This is a genomic window from Psychrobacter sp. NZS113 (assembly GCF_015864825.1).
In the GTDB taxonomy this organism is placed as follows: domain Bacteria; phylum Pseudomonadota; class Gammaproteobacteria; order Pseudomonadales; family Moraxellaceae; genus Psychrobacter.
In genome coordinates, this window is record NZ_JADYWL010000008.1 from 97,071 (window position 1) to 112,020 (window position 14,950).

Here is a 14,950-nt window from a genome sequence, read left to right on the forward strand (position 1 = left end):
AAAAATGTTGAGTTACTCGTTATTGAGTGCCAATCCTTCTTTGATATGCGATTGTGCATAAAATGCCTCTAACATCTCACGGATATGTGCCACAAACCATGGGCTATCAAGCGCATCGTGTACGACAGGTAGTAGCGCTGTACTAAACTGTGTCATGGCTTGCTCATCAATATGTAAACTGGCTGCAACGGTCGCAATCGTGTCTGCTTGATGATTGTCATACCAAGTATCGATGCTTGCTGCTGCTAGTGTGTGCAAGTAAGGCGACACGCGCAGGCGGTTATAGCTTTGCTGAATACTGGCTTCGATATGATCGATACTACTGTTGTCAGGCTCGTCACGCAGATAAGTTTGCAAGTGACTAACTGGTTGCTCTTTGATGCGCGCCCAACCTGTGACTAGTAACCGTGCCACTTCTTCATTTGATAGATGTGCTTGTGCATTGGCTTCTGCGCGACGTGTTAAATCCTTAATATTGCGGTGCAAATAGGCTTGCAGTTTTTCGTCAAGATTTCTGTTGGTCGCCTTTTCAAAAGAGCTACGTCCCAGTTTCATCAACTTACCCACACCGCCCGCTTTATCTAGTGTGCTTTCCATAAAGTCGTTAATCGCGTGATATAGCGTTTGGGTCAGTAAATCTGCAAAGGTTTCATTGCCAACTAGCGTGTGAATTAAAACATTGCGCTGCTGTTCATGACTACCTACATAGTTGGCTAGCGTCTCAACCTGTGTATCATCTACTAGCTCAGATAAGGGTACATTATCATTGACTGGGTGATAAATGACCGTGTGCAAGATGTCACGGATATCCTTACGCATCACCGCTGTCATGGGCTGACTCAGTAGCCAATCACTCATCAAATGCTGCAAGTTATCACGGCTGATGTATTTGTTAAGTGGCTGTGCGCCAAACCATTGCCAAGCTTCCATACTCAGTGGCTCAGCCTGCTGGCGTAACCATTGCTGCATAAAATCAACTTGGGCGTCGATTAAGCTATTGATGGTGAACGTTGACGTGTTTGTTTCTAAGTCTAGGTTTTGGTTATCTTTTGAAGTCTGCATAGGTTTTGAGGTCATAGTAATCGACAATTTGTTATACTGAGTGTTTGTGGTAAGCATAAAGTATTATGCCATGAACATCGTATTGGTTTGTGATGAATATTAATGGCTGCTAGATAAATAACGAGAGGTTTTGATGACAGCTTTGGATACGCCTTTACTGGTGCTTGATGGCTTGACGGTCCAGCGCGGTGAAATACCTTTGTGTGAAGCCGTCTCTCTCAATTTATCTGCTGGTAGCATCTGTCATTTAGTTGGTGCGAACGGTACAGGTAAAACAACGTTGCTGATGCAGCTGGCTGGATTACTGCCAGTGATTACTGGTGAGGTTGTTTATCAGAGAGCTGTGACTCTGCCTATTCAGCCTCTCTATGTCTCGCACCAGCTGGGTATTCATCCAAATCTCACCGTTGCGCAAAATCTAACATTTCTATTGAACTTATATGGTATCACACCAAGTGTCACCGATATTGATGATGCGCTCGCTTGGGTAGGATTACAAGGGTTTGAGACCGTTAGCTCCAGTCATTTATCTGCTGGGCAGACCCGCCGTATTACCCTTGCAAGATTATATCTACTGACCCCTGACATCACACCTTTGTGGTTACTTGATGAGCCTTTTACTGCGCTTGATGTCGATATGGTGGTACGAATGGAAGACAGATTAAGTGACTTTGCCAATGCTGGCGGCTCAATATTAATGACCAGTCATCAGGCCGTTGGTGTTGCCAATCAAGTGCTCGATTTGTCAGATTATATGGTATGAATACGATAGCTATAACAAGTGTGATAGCTTCAATAAGTGCGGTAACTATAAGTAGTATAGGTAAAAGGACGGATAATGACAGACAGTCCCGTACAAACAACAGATAAAGGCTCGAACGTTATCGCATCTGCTGTGCGCGGCATCAGTTTTATGCAGCTATGGCGTCGTGAATGGCAAGTGAAGCAGCAGGGCGCGGTGCAGTGGTTATACCCTTTAGTACTGTTTTTGGTTATTATCACCTTGTTTCCGCTAGCAGTTGGTAGCGAGCCTGCGCTATTGCAGCGGCTCGGTGTCTCTGCCGTATGGATTGCCGCTCTGTTATCATTAGTGATGGGTGTTGATGGTTTATTTAAGCCCGCGCTTGATAATGGTACGCTCGCGCAATTGGTCGTCGCCAACGCTTCATTGCCACTGTGGGTATTGATACGTTTGGTGATTCATTGGATCTTTAGTAGCGGCATTGTGGCAGCACTAAGCTTGCTTGCCGTCCCATTATTTCAGCTCAGTTGGTTTGAGGCATGGATATTGATGGCGTCTATTGTGACTGGTAGTCCCATGCTTTTGATGCTGTCAGCAGTTGCCAGCAGTTTGACGCTATCATTGAAAAACGGTGCGGTGCTCGTGCCATTAATCGCTTTGCCGATGCAGTTGCCGGTATTGATTTTTGCGACTGGTGCCGTTGATTTATTTGCTTCTGGTTTGAATGGCTTGCCTATTTTAGCGTTGTTATTAGCAGGCAGTATTATTTCAGTCTTGATTATGCCATGGGTAATTGCGATGACTCTAAAAATGGCGTGGCTTAATTAAAAACTAAGTAGGATGTATCGACAGTTCCTACAAAAAACCTTTGTATTAACAGCCTGTTGAAAACAGGTAATTTTGCTATAATAGCCAACTTAATACGCAAACAATCACTTGTAGATTCTATCCAGTGTTTAACGCCAGCAGGTCAATAGATAGTAGCGCCCATAGTGTGCTGTGTCCGTTATGACCAAAGAGCTGCGCAAATAGGTTTATCCCCATGCCCAACCTGAATAACGTCTCATCTCCTAGCCTGTGGCAGCGCATTTGGCAAGGCTTTTTGACCACTGTGGGTACCAAGGAGTTTTTCCGTATCTTTGGACCTTGGGTTAAGTGGTTGGCCATATTAGCCAGTATCTGCCTGTTGATAGGTAGCGTTTGGGGGCTTGCTTTTGCGCCACCTGACTATTTGCAGGGCAATAGCTACCGCATTATCTTTATCCACGTACCAGCTGCTGGTCTTGCGATTTCTATTTATTTTGCGCTCGCTATACTAGGGGCCATCTATTTGGTCTGGAAGATTAAGACGGCCAGTTTGGTGGCTCAGGCGATTGCTCCCATAGGCTTCTTGCTCTGTATTATTAGCTTGATTACAGGCTCTATTTGGGCAAAACCCACTTGGGGTACTTATTGGGTTTGGGATGCACGTTTGACGTCTATGCTGATTTTGGCATTCTTATATGCCGGTGTCATGGCATTGTTCGCAGCCTTTGAGCATACCGCCAATCGCGGCAAAGCGGCAGCCATTTTATCGATTGTTGGTGCTGTGAACTTACCGATTATCAAGTACTCAGTACAGTGGTGGAACACATTGCATCAAGGTTCAACTTTTAGCTTGACCTCAGCACCAAAGATGTCGGCAGATATGTGGATGCCATTGCTGCTGATGGTGATCGGTAGCTATTTACTGGTGGCAACATTAGCGATTTATCGTACCAATACTTTGATATTGTATCGTGACCAAGGCAAAGCATGGGTGAAAGAATACATCCGTGGTCAACATAAATAACGGCTAGGAAACGATTATGCAGCCCTATTTTTATAGCGTATCTGAGTTCATCGCCATGGGTAAGCATGGTGTTTTTGTTTGGTCATGTTGGGCTATTACGGTTGGCGCGATGCTGATTTTTATTGCTTATAGTCGCCGCCAGAGACAAGCCCTTATCAAGCAGCTGACAATTCAGCAAGCACGTCAGGCACAGCGTACGACTAAAACAACACCATCTGCAACCAAGCACTCTCGTTAAAAAAACATTTCGATATCATGACTTTAGTGCATAAATGGTCAGTGAGCCATTTATCAATGGGTAACATCATACCTCACTATAAGGCCTATTGATTTGTCCGAAAAATGCTACCATATAGCCGTTAGAAGAGTACGATTAGAAAGACATTTTTAGAAAGTTTTTCTAATGGTAGTTTCTTCAAATTTTTCTGTTTTATAGATTGATTATGGTTTTTAAAACAGCGACTCATCAATGAGGTAGTGGTATGAACGCAGTTCGTCGCAAAAAACTGATGTGGGTAATGTTTACGCTTGCAGGTGCAGCGATCGCCGTGGTATTGGTTATTTATGCTATTGGGCAACAGACTGATTATTATTTTGACGCGACCGCGATAGCAAAAGGTGAGGCGCCACAAGATAAGCGCATTCGTGCAGGCGGTATGGTGGTAGCGGGTAGCGTACAGCGTGCAGCAGACAATCCATTGAATGTTGAGTTTGCGATTACTGATTTTGAATCAACCGTTCCAGTAACTTATCAAGGTATCTTGCCGGATTTATTCGCTGAAAACTCAGGCGTGGTTGCCACTGGTAAAATGCAGGGTGACACCTTTGTGGCTGGTGAAGTATTGGCTAAGCATGATGAAAATTACATGCCTCCGGAAGTGGCAAAATCAATGAAAGAGAACAATCGTAGCGGTGCCGTACCTTCTTCTGAGCAATACAATCCTGCTGAAAAGGTTCATGAGACCGATACACTGCAGCAGTAATATAGTCATTCCACTATAAAATTATTACCGCGTTAACCTTGCTTAAAGTATTTAATATACATCTACGCTCGGTTGTCCTGTACTACTTTTAAATTGAATCGGCTATATTTGAACGAATTTAACCATAAAAAAGAGCCGCTAAAATCAATTAGCGGCTTTTTTTATACGGTTTTTAGAGCATATTCTAGGGTGTGTCTTCAATTCACCCGATAGTCATCTAAATGGGCTGAAAATGGCTAAATCTTGCCAAACATCGTCAAATAGCTGGTTAATATCCCGATATTATCTGCGCTATTTTTCTTGTTTGACGGCAATTTATCTCATTTTCATCACCATTTTTGAAATGAAGACACGCCCTAATCAAATATGTGCTTTGCTCGTTTAGATTTAGGATATGCTCTAATATGACGAAATATTAGTCATCCCATACAGGGCTATAGTCAGGATGTTCAATTTTACGACCAGCACTACTAGCTAAGTTACCAATTTTTTCTAATTCTTCAGCACTCAATTGCACATTGAGGGCATCTAAGTTGCCTTGTAAATGGTCAGGGTTTGCAGTCTTCGGAATGGCGACACGATGCTTATCTGATAAAATCCAGGCCAATGATATCTGCGCTGGTGTCACATTATGCTTATCTGCAATTTCTTTGATGGTATCATTATCAAACACATCACCACGCGCGAGCGGTGAGTAAGCTTCTAATAAAATATGGTGATTGTTCAAGAAAGTCTGCAATGTGTTTTGCTTGATGAACGGATGAAACTCAACCTGATTGACCACAATTGGTACGTCAGCGTACTTTTTAGCTTCAATAATGTTAGCGATATTAAAGTTAGAAACACCGATATGACGCGTTAAACCCTGTTTCTGTAATTCACATAATGCAGGAATGGTTTCCGACAGTGGCACACGATCATCAGGCCAGTGTAACAGCAGTAAATCGACGTAATCAGTATCTAAATCTTCCAAAGAGCGCTTGGCTGCTGCGATTAGTTTTTCTGGTTGAAACTTCATATCATCAGGAAATATCTTGGTGGTCAAAAAGAACTTATCGCGAGCCACACCTGATTGTTTGATACCTTGACCAACTTCTTTCTCATTGCCATAAGCCTGAGCAGTATCGATATGCTCGTAACCCATTTCTAACGCCTGTTTGACGACATCGATGCAATCTTGTCCGGTTGATTGCCATGTGCCGAGACCGAGTACAGGGATGTTCGCTTGTCCAGCGGTACGAATTTTATAGTTTTTGACACTCATATTATTATCCTTATAGTTTATTATTTAATTTATCAGCAATAGTTGTATTTAATTTTACCTAGCAACTATTAAGCTTATCTACTATAAGAAAAATCAGTGTGAAGTGAAAGAGCGAGTGACGGTTTCCTACAAAGGACTAACAGGCTGTAACGTCATTTTCACTATATAGATCATTCCACTATAAAAGTATTACTGCGTTAACTTCGCTTGAAGTATTCAATACGCCTCACGCGTCTACACTCCGTTGCCTTGTACTACTTTTAAATTGAATTGACGATAAGTAATTGTTTATCATTCATAAAATTGAGACCAAAAAAAGCCCATCATTTGTAAATGATGGGCTTTTACTACTTAAGCTCAAAAAATAGTTTATTTAGAGCAACCATTTTTGAGCGTTAGTCTACTTACTGAGCAGCTGCTTCAGCTTCAGCAGGTGCAGCGGCGTCAGTGTGCGCGCTATGGTCAGCACCCCAGATTTTTGGATATTTATAACCTGGGAAAGTGTCATGAGCGTACTTCTTGAAAGCTTCTGAGTTATAAGCGTTCGTTACGTCTTCAACCCATTTTTTGCCAACATCAGCAGACTTAATTGCTGACCAGTTGACATAAGAGAAGCTTGGCTCTTGGAATAGAGCTTCAGTCAACTCGATACCTGCATCCGTTGCATAGTTACCGTTGATAACGGCAAAGTCGACTTCATCACGGGCGCGTGGTAATTGAGCAGCTTCTAATTCAATGATATCGATATCGTATTTACTGTTGTCAGCTATATCAGCTTTTGATGCAGTTAGTGGATCGATATTGTCTTTTAGGGTAATCCAACCAAGATCATTCATCATAACCAAGGCACGTGCAAAGTTACTTGGATCGTTAGGTGCAGAGACACTCATGCCCTTGAAAGCAGCGTCAAGCGTGTTCTTTTTACCTGAGTAAATGCCAAGTGGCGCCGTTGGTACTTGGAATGCTTCTACTAGATCAAGATTGTTTTCTTTTTTGAAGTTATCAAGATAAGGCTTGTGCTGGAAAATATTGATATCCAAATCACCTTCAGCTAATGCAAGGTTAGGGCGTACATAGTCAGTAAAAGCAATCAGTTCAACTTCATAGCCTTGAGCTTCAAGTGAGCCTTTTACTTGGTTACGTACCATATCAGCAAAATCACCTTCAGTAGTACCGATAACGATTTTTGTATGCTCAGGGTCGATATCACTAGCCGCAGTTTCTGCAGTTGATCCCTCAGTCACAGGCTCTTGGCTCGCTTCTGGTGCTGATGAATTGCTACAGCCAACTAGTACTAGGCTTGATACACCAACAGCGGCAAATGCAGTCGCCAACTGACGGCTGATATCTGTTAATTTCATAGAACTTCCTTAATAAGAGTTATGGAGTAAAGGGTTAAATAGTGACCATCAAAAAAAGCAACATTATCAATAGTAATGCTGCTGAGTTAGTGGCTGTTAATTTAGTAACAAAATTAAAGGGTCTCAGTAACAAAGTCAAGCATTTTGCTTAGTATGAATCGGCATCAAGCCTTGAGTATTCTTCATATAAGCAATGTTTTATCTCGTTTTGTTCTCTCTTGAAACCGTTTTTAGCGTTTATCTAGGCGAGTAGCCAACCAGTTACCAGAGGCCTGAATCGAGATAACCATTATCGACAATACGATAACGATAAAAATCATCACCTCAGTTTGGTAGCGATAATAGCCATAACGAATGGCCAAATCACCCAGACCGCCACCACCAATCATACCCGCAGCTGCTGAATAAGAGAGCAGGCTGATACAAAGTATAGTCACGGACAATACCAGTCCTGAGCGGGCTTCATTGAGTAAAACTTTGATGATGGTAAAAGGACGTGCCCCCATCGATTCAGTGGCTTCAATAATACCGCGCGGCACTTCACGTAAGTTTTGCTCGACTAAGCGGGCAAAGTAAAACGAACCCGCGATAGCGAGTACTAACGATGCAGCAATAGGGCCAATACCAGTACCTACAATGGCTTTGGTAAAAGGGCTCATAGCAATCATTAAAATCACAAAAGGAAAGGCGCGCATAAAGTTGGTGATACCACCAAGTACGCCATACAGCGTTTTATTTTGCAAAAACTGTCGATCACTGGACAAAAATAAGAATATGCCAAACAGTCCGCCAATGATAATGGCGACTGTTGTAGAAATACCAAGCATAATAAACGTATCGATAAAGGCACTTATAATTTCTTTGCGCAGCACCAACAGTTTATCTATCGAGGCGGATAATTCACTACCAGTTAACATGTTTTTTCTCCTGCCTCATTAGTCTTCGTGCACTAAGCCTTGGCCAATAGGGGTGGTTGCCTGAATCAGACCGTCTCTTACATCTGCAACTTCTAGTAGTTGTCCTTGATGTAGCAATGCGGCGCGATCACAGAGTCTACGAATGACACTCATCTCATGAGTCACAATGACAATGGTGACACCAAGTTGCTCATTGATATCACGTAAGCATGTCAGCAAACTACGGGTCGTCGCAGGATCTAGTGCACTGGTTGGTTCATCGGCCAATAGTACTTTTGGACTGGGTGCAATCGCACGGGCAATACCAACACGTTGCTTTTGTCCACCTGACAGCTGCGCAGGGTAGTGGCCCGCACGGTCGGTTAAGTCAACGATTGCTAGACAATCCATCACTCGCTTATGAATATCACGGCTTGGATAACCAGAGATTTTTAAGTTAAATGCAACGTTATCAAAAACAGTTTGATTAGACATCAGATTAAACTGCTGAAAAATCATACCAATATTATGACGTGCGATACGCAGTTCACTGGCAGATAACGTCGTTAAGTCAGTACCATCGATGATGACTTGACCGGCATCTGGGCGTTCAAGCATATTAATCAGACGCAATAAAGTCGATTTACCGGCACCTGAATATCCCATTAGGCCGAATATTTCGCCTTGTTGGATAGTTAAAGATGTCGGCTCAACGGCAGTGAACCAATGCGGCTTGCCGTTTTTGTCCTTGATTGATCGGTCGCTTAAAAAGCTTTTGGTCACATCGTTTAAGACAATCATGTCATTCATGGAGGGCTCAAAATTCAATAATATTTTAATAGTCATGAACGTGTTGTTTTGCTTCTACTACGATGTAAGAAGCCAATTAAAAAACAACCGTTAATAACCCTATAATAAGGGGCGCTAATATAGCATATTATCAAGCACTTTGGATATGCACATCCGTGACAGGCTTATGACTAATAGCTATTAGTAGGGAGAATGTTGAGGAAATGAGATCGTAGTGATGGCATGACAGGAAGTGTACATCTGATAGCGCGATTTACTAATCATGCTGGTGGTAATGCGGATCATGCTCAACTGGTATGATGACTAAAAACCGAGTATGGCCATTCAAGGTATCAGTGAGAATACGGCCTTGGTGGGCAGTGACAATTTGCGACACTAGAGACAAGCCTAGTCCAGAGCCCTTGTTTTTTTGCTGCAAACGCACGAAGGGACTAAATACTTCTTCACGTTTGTCTTCAGGAATACCAGTGCCTTCATCAATCACTGCTAGTACGGCATATTTGGGTAATGGGCGTACAGGTTCTGCTTTGGCTTTCTTTATGTGCTTGGCAAACAAGCTTTCTTTACGTGGTAAGCTTTGAGTTTCAACAGCAGTTTGAGAAGTCTCTTTAGAGTCACTCTGCGTGCTATTTTTGGTATCGTTTTTCATGGTGCCCAAGTCAGTAGGCGTTTTATTCGTTTTTTGACCGTCTTTTGCATGAATACTTGTATCGCTATTAATAGATACATCAGTATCAGGAACGATTCTCCAAATAACTTTTTTGATTCTGTCAGTCAAATCATTGGTGAAGCTATGATAGTTAGCAATCAATGAGTATTCGCTATTAGTCTCAACTGCGTTGCTGATATTTGCTGAATTATTAGTGGTGTCAGCATCAGTCTGCTCACCTTTAGCATTATCTTCTATAAGAGTAACACTAGCATCTAGGTTTTCGTCATCAGTATCTGGCGTAATGCTGGTACCGTTTTTATAGATAGGCGGTGCTGGTAATACATCTTTCGTATCTGTTATTTCAGACTTGCTCTTATCGATAGTATTCAACGAACCATCTGAGTCTGATGCGTTGTGAGTATTGTTTTCGCTGACATCAATGGGTGCATCATATGATTCAAAATCAGAGCTACCATAATTAGCAAAGCTGTTGCATAACACGGTTTGTAGTAGGTAGTCAGGGACGCTATCAGCCTCATCGATAGTTTGAACACCATACAGTAATACTGTCACTGGCGGTTTGCCGTGTAACATCGCATTGGTTAGTAAGTTGCGAATTAAATGGGTCAACATTGATGACTGACCATCAATGACGATATGCTCACCAATCAGAGTGGCTTCAGGATAATGCTGGCGCTCTTGATTGACCAAATCGTATAAATCTAAATGCTCAACTTGTTGCAGGGCATGACCAGCATCTAAACGGCTGACTAGTAATATACTCTCTACTAAATCATTAAGTCCTGATAAGTCTCGATTGATTGCATGAGCACGCTTATCAAATTTTGCTTTGGTATCGGTTGGTAGCGTACCAGTCAGCATGTCCATCATTTCGATTTGCAAGCGGATACGCGTAATGGGCGTACGTAGCTCATGAGAGGCGTGTGCTAATAGCAAGTTATTGGCATCGATAAGATGTTCGATTTTCTGTGCAGCTTGGTTAAATCCGCGTGCCAATGATGCAATCTCATCGTTACCACGAGCATTCACTCGTACCGTAAAGTCGCCATCACCCAACTGTGTCATCTGTTGGCTCATCTGATTGATACGCCAAGTAATGGTTCGAGCAATCCACCATAATACACCTGCCATAATGAATAGCAGCAACAGAGTACCTGTGAATAAATTCAAGGCAGCAGAGAGTACGGGTTTTTTGGGAGGTAAGCGTGATTCATATAACAGTGTATAGCCAGTAGCGCTATAGACTTGAGCTTGCTTGGTAGGGGATGTTTCTGCAAATGAAGGGAACACACGAGATAACAAAGAAGGCGGTTCTGGCAGCTCTAATGGTAAGTCGCTGTTGTCTGTTTGCATGAGCAGCCGACCTTGGCTGTCATATAAGCCCATCTTAGCTTGTAGTGACTCATCAAAGATATCAAAGCTTTTTTTGACCACTGCCAACATAAAGCGAGACTGTAAGCGATTGTCTCGGCTAATGGAAGTATTTAGCTCGTGCAAGAATGGGTCTATTTGTCCCAAGATTTGTGTGGCGAGTACTTCTGAGCGAATACCTGCATCTTTATCATGCACAAGTTGCGTCAACAGCACCATAGCCACTGCAAATAAGATAAGTGCCATCATGACACTGGCAAATAGCTTGGCAAATACGGAACGAAAACCCAACTGCTGCATTAAACCATCTCTATTATTAGACGCTTATATCGATGCATACTGTTGATTCTATAAGACTAAATCAACAGTATGATTGTTTTCTCGATCCGTTAGCTGTTTTCTATGATCAAACCTGATCAGTGGCAAATTGATAACCAACACCGCGTACCGTGATGATACGTTTTGGCTGGCGTGGATTGTCTTCGATTAAAGCTCTTAGACGTGAAATATGAACGTCAATGGCACGATCGATATTGTCTGAGCTATCATCGTTTGGCATGGCTTGCCAAAGCTGCTCGCGATTCAATACTTTACCAGAATGCGTGGCAAAATAATGCAACAATTGAAACTGATGCGTCGTCAAACGTACAGCCTCATCATCGATAGTCACTTCATGGCTATCGGGGAATACACTCAAACGGCCGAATGTCAGACTGTCTGACTGGCTATCTGCCTGATTGGGTTGCTCGTGACGACGAATGACAGCACGAATACGCGCTAACAGCTCACGGGGCTCGAAAGGCTTAGAGATATAATCATCAGCACCCATCTCAAGACCTAACACGCGATCTGTGGTATCACCTTTCGCTGTCAGCATGATAATTGGTACTTTATTAGTCATGTTGTTTTTGTTGCCACGAATCTTTTGACACACTTGCATGCCGTCCATATCAGGCAGCATTAAATCAAGAACAACCAAGTCAATATCACGCTCTTTGGTGTCTAATAATTCAAGACCTTCTTGACCAAGACCTGCATGATGCACATCATAATAGTTCATGGTTAGATAGTCGCTGATCAATTCAGCTAAATCAGGATCATCTTCAATCAATAAAATTTGCTTACTCATGGGTTATCCTCTAGTTGTTGTTATGGTTTATCAAAAGTCTAATATGCTCTGATATTTCAATCATGACAAATACATCGATGATTTTAAGTTTTTAAGCATTCAAACTATTAAGCCTCTAAGGTTTTAAGCATCTAAGATTTCAAAATTTCTTTAAGAATTAAAAAGTATCTAGCCAACTATAATTAGCGATTCATAATACTCGGGTAATGCTATATATAATACTGCTATATTGCCTAATTAGGCTGTTACAAAACAAGAGAGGCTTTGTTAATATTTCTACACAATGTAACTGTCATTATAGATGACTACGAAACATTGACCTTTTTGCCATCAGAATCAAGCGGCAAATCAGCCAAACAAATCAGGCTGTCATTGCTAATGCCTGCTATCAAATATTGTTCTGTTGAGGGATTGTACTCGACAACCTCAATAGGGTAGCGCTTCAGATGTTGATCTTGTCCGATAATCCACACATTAGCAGTCAGTGGTACTAGTGGTTTATATGGTGGCGATTGCAGCTCTGTCAAGTCGACATCGTGTAGCGCACGCTTAGGCACAATAGTACCTACATCTATCTGACCATAATTGACCCGCCCTGTTACTTTCATATTTGGCAATAACTGCTTACGACTGACTTCATTATCAATCACATCAACATTGACCATGAGTCTTTTAGGTTGACTGGTCGTGGTCAGCTTACTGATTTGTCCAGTAAATTTTTCTAAGATATTTTCAGCAGTAAAGTTGACAGTTTGACCTACCGAAAGTTGGGGTTCAGCTTGAATAGGTAGAATAGCAGTAAAGTGTAATTTAGTCTCATCGCTAAACTTTAGGAGTGGCATTCGAGCTTCTAACTTTTGACCAGCTTTTACATACAGTCCTTCTACACGTCCTGAAAAGCTGGCACGGATAGTAATCAAGTTATACTTAGGTTTTGAGCTCTCTATACCCCTACTAATACTGATCTCGTTATCACTTGAGCTAACTATAGCTGCATCTGTCATTAAAGGTTCTTTTTTGCCATCAGATGAAGTGCTTTTAATGGTTGTGTCATTATTTACTGTAGTTTGACTGGGTTTAGCGTTTGCACTGGTGTCTTGTGCTTCAGTCTGTTTGGTATCAATAGTATCAGCATCCTTCTGTATCTTGATTTCTTGATCAGGCTTACCTGAATTTGAATCCGCATCGTCTGATATGTCAGAGGAGTTAACCGTATTACTTTCTGCTGCCAATCGCCTGACAATGAGTAATGGTGTGCCTTTTTCTACCCATTGGCCTTTAGTAACTAAGATTTCTTCTACGTTAATAGGGTGTACTGTCACAAATTGGGTCTGTTTAATAGGTTCGATATTGCCTTGTAGGCCAAGGCTAGGCTGGTAACGTGAAGGTTTTATACTCAATATATGATCAGGTGTAATGGTCACACTGTCATTGTCAATGATAACCGGAGTATCTGCTGTTGGACTTTTTTCGGTGGTTAGTGCTTCGTCAGTAGGCGATGGCGGCTGACAAGCAGCAATGAGTAAAGCACTCAATAAGTAGCTGCTGTTTTTTAAAATTTTAGAAACTGTCATCGCGTTCACCATAGTAGTTATCATTTTATTATATAGTGAATTACAGTGTGGTGAAACGACTGCTAAACACTAACCTAGTCTTGTAGATATATGAGAGCTAAACTCAGTCGACATTAGGAATAATAAATATAGCTATCAGAATGCCTCTCTATATTACTGGTCAGTTCGTATATTGACTCGATTATGACTAGAAAGAGGTCAATAATTGTGCTAAAAACAAACCTAATAAAGTAAATTGATACATTTATAGAACAAAACAAGATTATTCAGCAATATCTTTATCGTTTCTATATAATGTAGAAATATCATAAAGTTGTCGACTATTTCGACTGTAGTAGTCTATATTTGAATAGTAGTTCAAATAGTCAGCGAGGAAGTGCTTTACACAATGGAAGAAAAGTACTTCTTTTAATTAGTGATATTAAAAATAAAGTAGGTCACTTAAAAAGCCAAGAGTTGGTCTCAATTTTCTAAGCTTATTAATAAAAAAGTGCGTATAGTAACTCATGTTGACAGCATGTTTAATGGGTCGATACTGACAGATAGTAGGTTCGCTGTCATCACACATGGTAATGCAAATTTAGCCGTCCGTATCAATCAAATAGTAAATGATACGGCATGTTGGAATAACAGTTAAAATTTTGTATTGATCGATAGAATTATGAACAAATAGTCGTTTATAGGACAATGATAATGGAAAATGATTTTAATGGTTTGAAAGTAATGGTAATTGATGATTCAAAAACCATTCGCCGTACCGCAGAGACTTTACTCCAAAAGGCAGGCTGTGAAGTCGTGACTGCTATTGACGGTTTTGATGCTTTAGCAAAGATTGTTGATAACAACCCAGATATTATTTTTGTCGATATTATGATGCCACGTTTAGATGGTTATCAGACTTGTGCACTAATAAAAAACAACCCTGACTATGCAAAAAAGCCAGTCATTATGCTGTCTTCTAAAGATGGTTTGTTTGATAAAGCACGTGGTCGTATTGTTGGCTCTGATGAATATCTGACCAAGCCTTTTAGTAAAGATGAGCTGTTTGAGGCAATCAATCAATACCGTTGATATGCTAAACGCTAGTATTAGCAATAGAATATATGCGTTTGTAAATATAAAGTTTCGTTTAGGCTTATTATTGGTATGATTTATGCATGTTGTTTTAGGTTAGGTTGTAAGGTCAAGATATCTAACATGAGTGACAATTAATGATAATTACTCAATATTTCATAACAACTGTTAAGAAATTGA

Annotated in this window: 14 protein-coding genes; 6 read left to right on the plus strand and 8 right to left on the minus strand. The window is 41.3% G+C overall.

From position 1 onward, the window contains the following. Positions 1-12 precede the first annotated feature (12 nt). The gene (locus I6E61_RS12150) at positions 13-1,062 is read right to left on the minus strand and encodes a hypothetical protein (RefSeq protein WP_227685891.1); all 1,050 of its coding nucleotides are present in this window, start codon (positions 1,060-1,062) and stop codon (positions 13-15) included. A gap of 133 nt (positions 1,063-1,195) precedes the next feature. Here I6E61_RS12150 and ccmA point away from each other — a divergent pair, with 133 nt between their 5' ends. The 5 genes from ccmA to ccmE all read left to right on the plus strand — a co-directional run bounded on the left by ccmA (position 1,196) and on the right by ccmE (position 4,618). After that, positions 1,196-1,825: a heme ABC exporter ATP-binding protein CcmA gene (gene ccmA / locus I6E61_RS12155; protein ID WP_197135025.1), complete on the plus strand. Its 630-nt coding sequence runs from the start codon at positions 1,196-1,198 to the stop codon at positions 1,823-1,825. A gap of 150 nt (positions 1,826-1,975) precedes the next feature. Continuing rightward, the gene (locus tag I6E61_RS12160) at positions 1,976-2,632 is read left to right on the plus strand and encodes a heme exporter protein CcmB (RefSeq protein WP_110924123.1); all 657 of its coding nucleotides are present in this window, start codon (positions 1,976-1,978) and stop codon (positions 2,630-2,632) included. A gap of 214 nt (positions 2,633-2,846) precedes the next feature. After that, entirely contained in the window at positions 2,847-3,635 is a 789-nt protein-coding gene (gene ccmC / locus I6E61_RS12165) for a heme ABC transporter permease CcmC (protein WP_110924043.1), read from the plus strand. Positions 3,636-3,651: 16 nt separating this feature from the next. Next, positions 3,652-3,873: a heme exporter protein CcmD gene (gene ccmD, locus I6E61_RS12170; protein ID WP_197135026.1), complete on the plus strand. Its 222-nt coding sequence runs from the start codon at positions 3,652-3,654 to the stop codon at positions 3,871-3,873. A gap of 244 nt (positions 3,874-4,117) precedes the next feature. Further along, entirely contained in the window at positions 4,118-4,618 is a 501-nt protein-coding gene (gene ccmE, locus I6E61_RS12175; protein WP_194198157.1) for a cytochrome c maturation protein CcmE, read from the plus strand. Positions 4,619-5,033: 415 nt separating this feature from the next. On the opposite strand, the gene I6E61_RS12180 is transcribed toward ccmE, so the two are convergent. The 7 genes from I6E61_RS12180 to I6E61_RS12210 form a co-directional block, all read right to left on the minus strand. Next, positions 5,034-5,882 carry an aldo/keto reductase gene (locus I6E61_RS12180; protein WP_197135027.1) on the minus strand — a complete coding sequence of 283 codons (849 nt, stop codon included), beginning with the start codon at positions 5,880-5,882 and terminating at the stop codon, positions 5,034-5,036. Between the two features lie 404 nt (positions 5,883-6,286). Beyond that, positions 6,287-7,243, minus strand: a complete 957-nt coding sequence (locus I6E61_RS12185) for a MetQ/NlpA family ABC transporter substrate-binding protein (protein WP_197135028.1) — start codon at positions 7,241-7,243, stop codon at positions 6,287-6,289. Between the two features lie 230 nt (positions 7,244-7,473). Continuing rightward, positions 7,474-8,160, minus strand: a complete 687-nt coding sequence (locus tag I6E61_RS12190) for a methionine ABC transporter permease (RefSeq protein ID WP_197135029.1) — start codon at positions 8,158-8,160, stop codon at positions 7,474-7,476. Between the two features lie 18 nt (positions 8,161-8,178). Beyond that, the gene (locus I6E61_RS12195; RefSeq protein WP_194198161.1) at positions 8,179-8,949 is read right to left on the minus strand and encodes a methionine ABC transporter ATP-binding protein; all 771 of its coding nucleotides are present in this window, start codon (positions 8,947-8,949) and stop codon (positions 8,179-8,181) included. Positions 8,950-9,205: 256 nt separating this feature from the next. Further along, positions 9,206-11,293, minus strand: coding sequence for a sensor histidine kinase (locus I6E61_RS12200; RefSeq protein ID WP_197135030.1), 2,088 nt, complete (start codon positions 11,291-11,293; stop codon positions 9,206-9,208). 106 nt (positions 11,294-11,399) lie between these two features. Then, a complete protein-coding gene (locus I6E61_RS12205) occupies positions 11,400-12,122 on the minus strand; it encodes a response regulator transcription factor (protein WP_110924036.1) in 723 nt (240 codons plus the stop codon). A gap of 305 nt (positions 12,123-12,427) precedes the next feature. Next, positions 12,428-13,696 (minus strand): HlyD family efflux transporter periplasmic adaptor subunit, encoded by a 1,269-nt coding sequence (locus I6E61_RS12210; protein WP_197135031.1) that lies wholly within the window; start codon positions 13,694-13,696, stop codon positions 12,428-12,430. A 693-nt stretch (positions 13,697-14,389) separates the two neighbouring features. On the opposite strand from I6E61_RS12210, the gene pilG reads away from it, so the two are divergent. Continuing rightward, positions 14,390-14,767, plus strand: a complete 378-nt coding sequence (pilG, locus tag I6E61_RS12215; RefSeq protein WP_197135032.1) for a twitching motility response regulator PilG — start codon at positions 14,390-14,392, stop codon at positions 14,765-14,767. The last annotated feature ends 183 nt before the right edge of the window (positions 14,768-14,950 follow it).

Bases quoted from the DNA above. Each gene is read 5' to 3' on its own strand.
- I6E61_RS12195 (WP_194198161.1), bottom strand. From the start codon at position 8,949: ATGAATGACATGATTGTCTTAAACGATGTGACCAAAAGCTTTTTAAGC.
- I6E61_RS12150 (WP_227685891.1), bottom strand. From the start codon at position 1,062: ATGCAGACTTCAAAAGATAACCAAAACCTAGACTTAGAAACAAACACG.
- I6E61_RS12210 (WP_197135031.1), bottom strand. From the start codon at position 13,696: ATGACAGTTTCTAAAATTTTAAAAAACAGCAGCTACTTATTGAGTGCT.
- I6E61_RS12180 (WP_197135027.1), bottom strand. From the start codon at position 5,882: ATGAGTGTCAAAAACTATAAAATTCGTACCGCTGGACAAGCGAACATC.
- ccmE (WP_194198157.1), top strand. From the start codon at position 4,118: ATGAACGCAGTTCGTCGCAAAAAACTGATGTGGGTAATGTTTACGCTT.
- pilG (WP_197135032.1), top strand. From the start codon at position 14,390: ATGGAAAATGATTTTAATGGTTTGAAAGTAATGGTAATTGATGATTCA.
- I6E61_RS12160 (WP_110924123.1), top strand. From the start codon at position 1,976: ATGCAGCTATGGCGTCGTGAATGGCAAGTGAAGCAGCAGGGCGCGGTG.
- ccmD (WP_197135026.1), top strand. From the start codon at position 3,652: ATGCAGCCCTATTTTTATAGCGTATCTGAGTTCATCGCCATGGGTAAG.
- I6E61_RS12190 (WP_197135029.1), bottom strand. From the start codon at position 8,160: ATGTTAACTGGTAGTGAATTATCCGCCTCGATAGATAAACTGTTGGTG.
- I6E61_RS12185 (WP_197135028.1), bottom strand. From the start codon at position 7,243: ATGAAATTAACAGATATCAGCCGTCAGTTGGCGACTGCATTTGCCGCT.
- I6E61_RS12205 (WP_110924036.1), bottom strand. From the start codon at position 12,122: ATGAGTAAGCAAATTTTATTGATTGAAGATGATCCTGATTTAGCTGAA.
- ccmC (WP_110924043.1), top strand. From the start codon at position 2,847: ATGCCCAACCTGAATAACGTCTCATCTCCTAGCCTGTGGCAGCGCATT.
- ccmA (WP_197135025.1), top strand. From the start codon at position 1,196: ATGACAGCTTTGGATACGCCTTTACTGGTGCTTGATGGCTTGACGGTC.
- I6E61_RS12200 (WP_197135030.1), bottom strand. From the start codon at position 11,293: ATGCAGCAGTTGGGTTTTCGTTCCGTATTTGCCAAGCTATTTGCCAGT.